7 protein-coding genes and 1 pseudogene are annotated in these 7341 nt (G+C 74.3%); 3 read left to right on the forward strand and 5 right to left on the reverse strand.

The window, feature by feature from the left end; genetic code table 11:
* From HTZ82_RS00035 to HTZ82_RS00045, 3 genes and pseudogenes are all read right to left on the reverse strand, one after another.
* Positions 1 to 478 (reverse strand): annotated as a pseudogene (locus HTZ82_RS00035) (hypothetical protein); the annotation flags it as partial.
* A complete protein-coding gene (locus tag HTZ82_RS00040) occupies positions 478 to 1155 on the reverse strand; it encodes an RNA polymerase sigma factor (protein WP_175407149.1) in 678 nt (225 codons plus the stop codon). The pseudogene HTZ82_RS00035 and the gene HTZ82_RS00040, both read right to left, overlap by 1 nt.
* 313 nt (positions 1156 to 1468) lie before the next feature.
* Positions 1469 to 2032 carry an RNA polymerase sigma factor gene (locus HTZ82_RS00045; protein ID WP_175407145.1) on the reverse strand — a complete coding sequence of 188 codons (564 nt, stop codon included), beginning with the start codon at positions 2030 to 2032 and terminating at the stop codon, positions 1469 to 1471.
* Positions 2033 to 2210: 178 nt separating this feature from the next.
* Here HTZ82_RS00045 and HTZ82_RS00050 point away from each other — a divergent pair, with 178 nt between their 5' ends.
* The 3 genes from HTZ82_RS00050 to HTZ82_RS00060 all read left to right on the forward strand — a co-directional run bounded on the left by HTZ82_RS00050 (position 2211) and on the right by HTZ82_RS00060 (position 5066).
* Entirely contained in the window at positions 2211 to 2639 is a 429-nt protein-coding gene (locus HTZ82_RS00050; protein ID WP_175407146.1) for a DUF4440 domain-containing protein, read from the forward strand.
* A 27-nt stretch (positions 2640 to 2666) separates the two neighbouring features.
* A complete protein-coding gene (locus HTZ82_RS00055; RefSeq protein WP_309235240.1) occupies positions 2667 to 4577 on the forward strand; it encodes a hypothetical protein in 1911 nt (636 codons plus the stop codon).
* A gap of 174 nt (positions 4578 to 4751) precedes the next feature.
* Positions 4752 to 5066: a hypothetical protein gene (locus HTZ82_RS00060; RefSeq protein WP_175407147.1), complete on the forward strand. Its 315-nt coding sequence runs from the start codon at positions 4752 to 4754 to the stop codon at positions 5064 to 5066.
* 9 nt (positions 5067 to 5075) lie between these two features.
* On the opposite strand, the gene HTZ82_RS00065 is transcribed toward HTZ82_RS00060, so the two are convergent.
* Both HTZ82_RS00065 and HTZ82_RS00070 read right to left on the reverse strand, forming a co-directional pair.
* Positions 5076 to 5654, reverse strand: coding sequence for a hypothetical protein (locus tag HTZ82_RS00065; RefSeq protein ID WP_175407148.1), 579 nt, complete (start codon positions 5652 to 5654; stop codon positions 5076 to 5078).
* A gap of 218 nt (positions 5655 to 5872) precedes the next feature.
* Positions 5873 to 7341 (reverse strand): glycoside hydrolase family 20 protein (locus tag HTZ82_RS00070; RefSeq protein WP_217623508.1); only part of this gene is annotated, 1469 nt, incomplete at its 5' end.

Below are 7341 nucleotides of genomic sequence, written 5' to 3' on the forward strand. Positions count from 1 at the left end.
GGGCGGGCCGCAGCCACCGCCCGGACCGCTCCCCGCGGCGCAGCGGCCGCAGGGCTCCACCGATCCGTACGGAACCGAGGTCCCCGCCCGCGCCGGTCGCCGCCACGGCGGCGGAACCCCGGCCGGCGGCCGCCGTACGGGAGGAAGCACGGGCGGCGTGAGCGGCGCGGAACGCCGTCAGCGCGGCCTCCTCGCCGGGCAGCGCACCCGGCAGCGCACCTGACCGCTCGCCTGACCGCTCACCCGGCAGACCGCCCGCCAGACCACCCGGCAGCCCGCCGGGGCCCAAGGCGCTTCCGGTGGCGGACGCCGCGCTTCCCGTGTCGGTGAGCCCGGCGGCTCTGCGGACGTCCTCCAGCGCCTCCGTGAGGCGTTCGGCCTGCAACCGTGTGTAATCGTCGTCGGCGTCGACCGGCTCACCACGCAGCAGTCGCTCCGCCGCCGCCTGGTCGAGCCACCCATTCCGCTCGTCGGCCATCACATGTCCTTCTGCGTCCGCGCGCGCGAATGCGTCACAGCGCGGCGCGCGATCGAGGGCCGCTCGCCGGTCCCGATCCGGGGTCCGGGCTGCGGCGGTACAGCGCTGAGCGGGACGCCGCCCTGGTCGGCGGCGCCCAGCAGTTCGGCAAGTCGTTTGAGCCCCCGGTGCGCGGCGGTGCGCACGGCGCCCGGCCGTTTGCCGAGCGTCTCGGCCGCGCTCTTGGCGTCCAGGCCGACGACGACGCGCAGGATGACGGCCTCGGCCTGGTCCTGCGGGAGCTGGGCGATGAGGCTCATGGTGCGGCCGGTGGCGAGGGCCTCCATGGCCTCGCCGGCGGTGTCGGACTCGGCCGGCTTGTCGGTCAGCTCGGTCTCGTCGCCGCCCTGGGCGGGACGCCTGCCCCGCATCCGCAGATGGTCGAGGGCGCGGTTGCGGGCGATCCGCGCGGCCCAGCCCCGGAAGCGGTCCGCGTCCCCGCTGAACCTGTCCAGGTCACGGGCGATCTGCAGCCACGACTCGGACGCCACGTCCTCTGCGTCGGTGTCCCCCACCAGCGTGCGTATGTATCCGAGCAGCCGCGGGTGCACGGCGCGGTACACAGTACGGAAGGCGTCTTCGTTCCCGTCCTGTGCCGCGAGCACTGCGGCGGTCAGCTCCGCGTCGTCCCCCAGCACTCCCACAACCCGTTCGTCATCGCGGCAGGTCCACCCAGACCGCTCCCGCCCATGGCGCAGCAGCACGCTACGTGCTGCTGCCGTATCTCGTCCATGTTTGTACAACATGCAACAGCTTGGGGCGCAGGGTGGTGTGACAGAAAACGCACCCGCGGCGCTGAGAGGAGTACGGGGCCGTTCCACGGACCCGCGGACGGCGACCGGGGCCTCTCCTGTGGGGGGTGGCGGCCCCGGTCGTCCTCCGGAACCCACCGCCCGCGCCCGTTGGACACGGGCTTTTCGCTTGTCCAGGGCGTCGGTTCCTGTGCCCGCCTCATCCTGTCGTTCCGCCCTCGTGCCCGAGTCTCCTGGCGAGTCTTCTGAGCCCCCGGTACGCGGCCGTCCGCACCGCTCCCGGCTGCTTGCCCAGCACCCGCGCCGTCGCCGGGCCGTCGAGCCCCACGACGACCCGCAGCAGCACCGCCTCCGCCTGGTCGCGCGGCAGGTCCCGGATCAGCGCGAGTGCCTCCTCGGTCGACAGCGCCTCCAGCGCCGCGCCCGCGGTGTCGTGCGCGCCGGGCAGTTCCAGTACGTCGTCCTCGATCCCGGAGGTGCGGGGCCTGCGCCGCTGCTTGCGCAGGTGGTCGAGGGCCCGGTGCCGGGCGATGGTCGCCGCCCACCCGCGGAACCCGCCGCCGTCGCCGCGGAACCGCCCCAGGTCGCGGGCTATCTCCAGCCACGCGTCGGCCGCCACGTCCTCGGCGTCGTCCCCGACGAGCCCGCGCACGTACCCCAGCAGGCCCGGCTGCACCAGCCGGTAGACCTGCGCGAACGCGTCCTCGTCACCGAGCTGGGCGCGCGCGACCGCAGCGCCGAGCTCCGCATCGTGTCCCCCCACACCGACCTCTTCGCGCCGCGCGTCCGGTACGTGTGCACCTGCTCTGCACTGCGTGCGCGCGGGCCGAAGTGTCACAGTCGAAGTGACGCACGACACGCCTATTCAAGTTTGACTACTGGCCCGGAAGGGTATACCTTCTCCCACGTAGTCAAACTTGACCAGTCAGCGAGGAGACTGAGTGACCCACCTGCCCGACACCGGATACACCCCGACCGCCGAGGACCGTGCGTCGTTGGACGCGTGGTTCGAGGAGTACGACGCGCAGAGCGCGCGGCGGAACATCGAGCGCATGGCCGACATGGCCGTGTTCCCGCTCAACCTCGTCAGCGACGACTCACAGGGCAACGCCCGCGCGGCACAGTGGGACCGCGAGCAGTTCGTCGCGACGATGACGCAGGTCATGGGGAGCGGCGACGAGGACATCACGTTCGAGTCCACGCGTACGCCGGTGTTCCTGTCCCCGGCCATGGCCGTCGTGTTCACCGACTCGACCATGACCATGAGCGGGCAGAAGCAGCGGTTGCGCTACGCCGACATCCTGGTCAGGCGGGACGGGACATGGGCGTTCCAGACGATGATCCAGGGCGGCTGGGGCGACAACCTGTGAGGCGTCGCGCGTCGCGATAATGCGCGGGTGGACAGACACCCCGTGCCGTTGCCCGCCGAGCACATACCGCCCGGCACCGCCGCGTGGCGGACCCCCGACGCCCAGCGCTGGCTGGGCTCCGTGCCCGGCCGGTGGGCCCATCCCCTGTGGGCGTTGCTGGCGTTGGCGGCCGCCGTGGCGTGGGACGTGGTGGCGGCTCCGGTCGACCCCTGCACGTCCGACGACCCGTGCGGCACCGACTGGTTCGGCCTCGGCGTGACCGTGGTGCTGGTGCTGACCCTGTACTGGGTGTGGCGGCAGCCGCGGCTCGCGCTGGCGGGGCTGGGGGCCGTGCTGGCCGGGTTCGCCGTGGAGGGCGGGTTCACCGCGGCCCTCGAAGAGCCCGCCGCGCTCCTGTTCGTCGTGGCCGCCGCGTTCACCACCGTGGGGCTCATGCACCGGCTGGCTCTCGCGGGGCGGCAGCGGGCGCTCGCGCTGGAGGCCGCCGGACCCGTCGTACAGCCGCTGCCCGCCGCGGCGCGGACGTTCCGGCGGGGGCGGCTGTCCTTCGTGCTGGCCGCGCTGCTGCTCGCCGTCGCCGCGTTCGGCTACTGGCAGGCCCAGCAGATCGCGGACGCGTACGAGGAGCGGGCCGCGCGGGCCGCACACGTGTCGGGCCGGGTCGTCGCCGTGGAGTACGAGGACGAGGACGAGGTCGACGTGCTGAAGGTGGAGGCGGAGGGGCGTACCCATCACTTCGAGACGGCCTTCCCCGAGGACTTCCCCGTCGACAGCCGCGTCGACGTCGTCGTGGACGGCGACTGGTCGGCGCTGGTCGCGGAGCCGTACGACACGTTCGGGTGGGAGCTGCTGGTGCTGGCCGGCTCGGTGACGGGACTGGCCTTCCTCGCGAACGGCGTGGACGGGCGGACCCGCTCCGAACGGCTGCGGCGCGGGCCGCTGCCCGTGCTGCGCGTGCTGGTGCGCGAGGGCCACGACGACGGGCGGACCTGGGTGTTCGCGGCCGACGACCCGCAGGGCAGGCAGCCCATCCTGCACTTCCACTCGCTGTACAGCTTCGAGGACGACGAGGACGAAGACGAAGACGACGAGGGCGGGCACGACGAGGGCGACGCCGAGGAGGCCGCCGTCGAGCTCGGCAAGCTGGTGGACATCCTCAAGGGCCAGGACCCGCCCCCGCCGCTGCGGGAGGCCGTGCTGTACGGGGTCCCCTGCGCCGGCGCCGAACTCGCCTTCGTGGCGCGCGATGCCGAGGGCGACGAGGTGGCGGTGGAGTGCAGCGTCACCGCGGTGAAGCCCGCCGCCCCGGGACTGGTGACCCGCCCGGGGCCGGTGGCCCGCCCGGCGCAGGGCCGCGAGCGGGCCGAACGACCGCGCCCCGTCGACGAGGTCGCCGCGGAACTCGCCCCCACCGCCGGGCCCCGCGTGTGGTCGGCGCACGGGTTCTCGCGCGGCCTCGGGCTCGGCCTCCTGGTGGTGCAGGGCGGCGGCATCTGGGCGGCACTCGACGACGGCCTGTCCTGGACCTGGCTGTGGCTCGCGGCGGGGCTGCCGTGGCTGGTCACGGCCGTGTCCACCGCGCTGACGTGGCGGATCGCGGCCGACCGCGACGGCCTGTGGGTGACCGGGGCGTGGCGGGTGCGGCGTATCGCGTGGGACGAGATCACGTCAGTGCGGCACGCCGATGACAGCATCCGGATCCGCCGGGACGAGGACTCGACGGTCGCGCTCTCCCCCACCGGCTGGGCGTGGCTGGAGCGGCGCCTCGGCCGCGTACCGCACGCCGTACGGGCCGCCGATGAACTGCGGGCGCTGCTCCACCGGCCGGAGCTGCGGCCGCTGGAGGAGGCCGCGGCCGGCCAGCAGGGCATGCCGGTCGGGCCGCCGCTGGCGGCGGTCTCGGTGCTGTGGGGCGCGGCGGTGCTGCTCCTGCTGTGACACGTCACGCGGGCGTGCGGCGCCGTGTGTGCCCGGACCTCAGGTCTCGCTCAAGTCCGTGACCCGGCACGGCCGGTGGGCGTCGAACGGGACGGGGGGAGTCCGCAGTCCGGCATGCACACCCGGCATGCACACCCGGCATGCACACCCGGCATTCACACAAGGAGAACGCGCATGACATTCGGCAAGGTGCCTCTGGTCCTGTACCGCGACGGAAACGACATACGGCTCGCGCTGCGCGGCGCCCTGGCCTCGGCGGCCGACACCGAACGGCCCGGCCTTGAGCGGGCGCTGGCCATCATCGAGGCGCAGTGCGCGCGGAGCGACGGCGAGGTGCTGGCGCACTGGGCGCGGAGCATCCTGGACGACGCCGGGATCGACGCGGCGCGCGAGCATGTGAAGGCGGTGGCGGCGGTACGGAAAGCCGTGCCGGACCTCAGTCTCCTCGCGGCGAACCGTCTCGTCACCGAGGTGACGGCCGGCCGCTGACCGCGCGGGTCACGCCGTGCGGGCGCGGCGGGAGACGACCGCCTGGAGGACGCGGCGGCCCTCGGCGGACAGGTCGAGGGCGCGGCGCAGCCCGTAGGCCGCGCCGTCCGCGAGGATCTCCAGGACCCGGACCTGGCGGCGCAGTTCGCCGGCGGCGAGCGGGCCGACGCCGTCGGGCTCGCCGGTCCGGCACCGGTCCAGCACTTCGGCCAGGTCCGGGGACGGTGCGGCGCACAGCCGGTGGTGTGCCTCCAGCGCGGCGAGCGAGCAGGTGTCCGCCCAGGTACGGAGGGGAGCGGCGGCCCACTCGGCGGGCGCCGCGTCCAGCATCCGGCGTACGAGGGCGGCCTCCTCGCCGTCAGCGGCGGGGTCCCCCACGGCGGCCCTGGCCTCGGTGAGGCGGTCGGCCCAGTCGGCGCCGCCGCGCGCGACGCCCAGCCACAGCGGGCGCAACTGCTCGCCGGCGTCCGGGTCCAGGAGCGGGAGGCAGCGGTCGAGGCAGGCGAGCGCGGACGCGGCGAGTCCGCGGTCGTCGGCCCGCGCGATGAGCTCGGCGAGGCTGGGGGTCGTACTCGTACTGGGACTCATGACGTCTCCCGTCGCGGACGGACGCGGTACTCCCCTTACTGCGCCCCCTGGCGGAAAATCGTCACTCGCCGCGGCGGGAAATCCCGCTTCGGTGACACCTCCGGGACGGGTCCGCAGACCCGTACACATGTCCCCCACCCGTCTGTTACATTCTGCCCACATCAGACCCGCGCTGCGGGCCCGCACTACCCCCGGGCGGGCTCGCAGCGCGTCTCCTGTCACCGGCCCAGGCGGCCGGCCAGCTCCGTGAAGTCGCCCCACGCGAGCGACGGCGTCCGCGGGTCCCACACCTTCTGCGCCAGCGCCCGCAGCGGCATGCGGATGCCCGCCGCCACCTGGTCCTGCGTCTGGGCGTTCGCCAGGTCGCACCACACCGCGAACCGGCCGCCCAGGATCTGCCCGGAGTAGCGTGCCGGGACCGCCTGCGTGCCGCGCAGCACCAGGGGCGTCCACCGCTCGTAGATCTCACGGCCCGTCGGATACGTGAACTCGTTGGGCTCGCCCAGCACGTAATAGAGGTGCCGGTCGTTGACGTTCACGACCTTCCGGCCCTCCGCCAGGTACGCGGCCGGCGGCCGTGCCCCGATCTCGCGGCCCGTCCAGTACTCGACCTCGATGTCCTTGTCGGCGTTCACCACACCGCCCTGGTAGAAGCCGTCGTTCCACGCCTTCGGCTGCTTGCCCGCCGCCCGCACGACCGCCGCCCGTTCGTTCAGCCACGCCGTCGCCAGGTCCTGCACCCGCGCCCGCGCGCCGAACCGCCGCCGCGCCTCGGCGGCCAGGGCCGGGTACGACGCCTCGGGGTTCCGGGCCGTCAGCGGCCGGTACTCGTCGGCGCCGACGTGGAAGTACCGCCCGGGGAACAGCGCGGCGTACTCGCGCAGCAGCTCGTCGACGAGGCGTGCCGACTCCGGCTTGGCGATGTCGATGGCGCCGCGCGCCACCGTGCCCTGCGCGTTGCGCAGCCGCAGCGACGGGTGGGCGGCGAGGACCGCGCCGAGGTGCCCGGGCGAGTCGATCTCCGGGACGACGGTGATGTGCAGGGAGGTGGCGAGGGCGATGATCCGCCGGACCTCCGCCTTGGTGAGGTGGGTGGATGCGACGACCTCGGGGTGGCTCGTCGACTCGATGCGGAACGCCTGGTCGTCGGAGAAGTGCAGGCCGAGCTGGTTCAGTTTGAGGTCGGCCATCTCGCGCAGCCGCGCCTCCAGCCAGGCCGCGGTGAAGTGCTTGCGGGCGATGTCGACCATCAGTCCGCGCTGCGGCCGGTCCGGGCGGTCCCGGACGACGCCCTCCGGGACGACGCCGCCCGACCGCAGGGCCTGCTTGACGGTGCGGGTGCCGTAGAAGACGCCGGCGTCGTCGGGCGCCGCGATCCGCACGCGCCCGTCGCGGGTGGTGAGCGTGTACGACTCGGGGCCGCCGCCCGTGCCGCCGTCGGCCGCGCCGTCGAGGGCGAGTTCGATGTCGCCCGCCCGTGCGGGGGACTCACCGCGGTGGGCGATCCTCAGTTCGCTCGCGAGCAGCCGCGCCTCGTCGTCCAGGGTGCTGCTGCCGGGCGCGACGACGACGGCGCTGCCGGGGCCCGGCCGCCAGCCGGGGCCGCGGGCGGCCTCGTGCTCGCGGACGGCGGGGATCGTGCGGGGCGCGGTGGACGGCGGATACGTACGGGTGGGGCTCGGGCTCG

Source organism: Streptomyces sp. TRM64462 (assembly GCF_013362995.1).
Classification (GTDB): Bacteria; Actinomycetota; Actinomycetes; order Streptomycetales; family Streptomycetaceae; genus Streptomyces.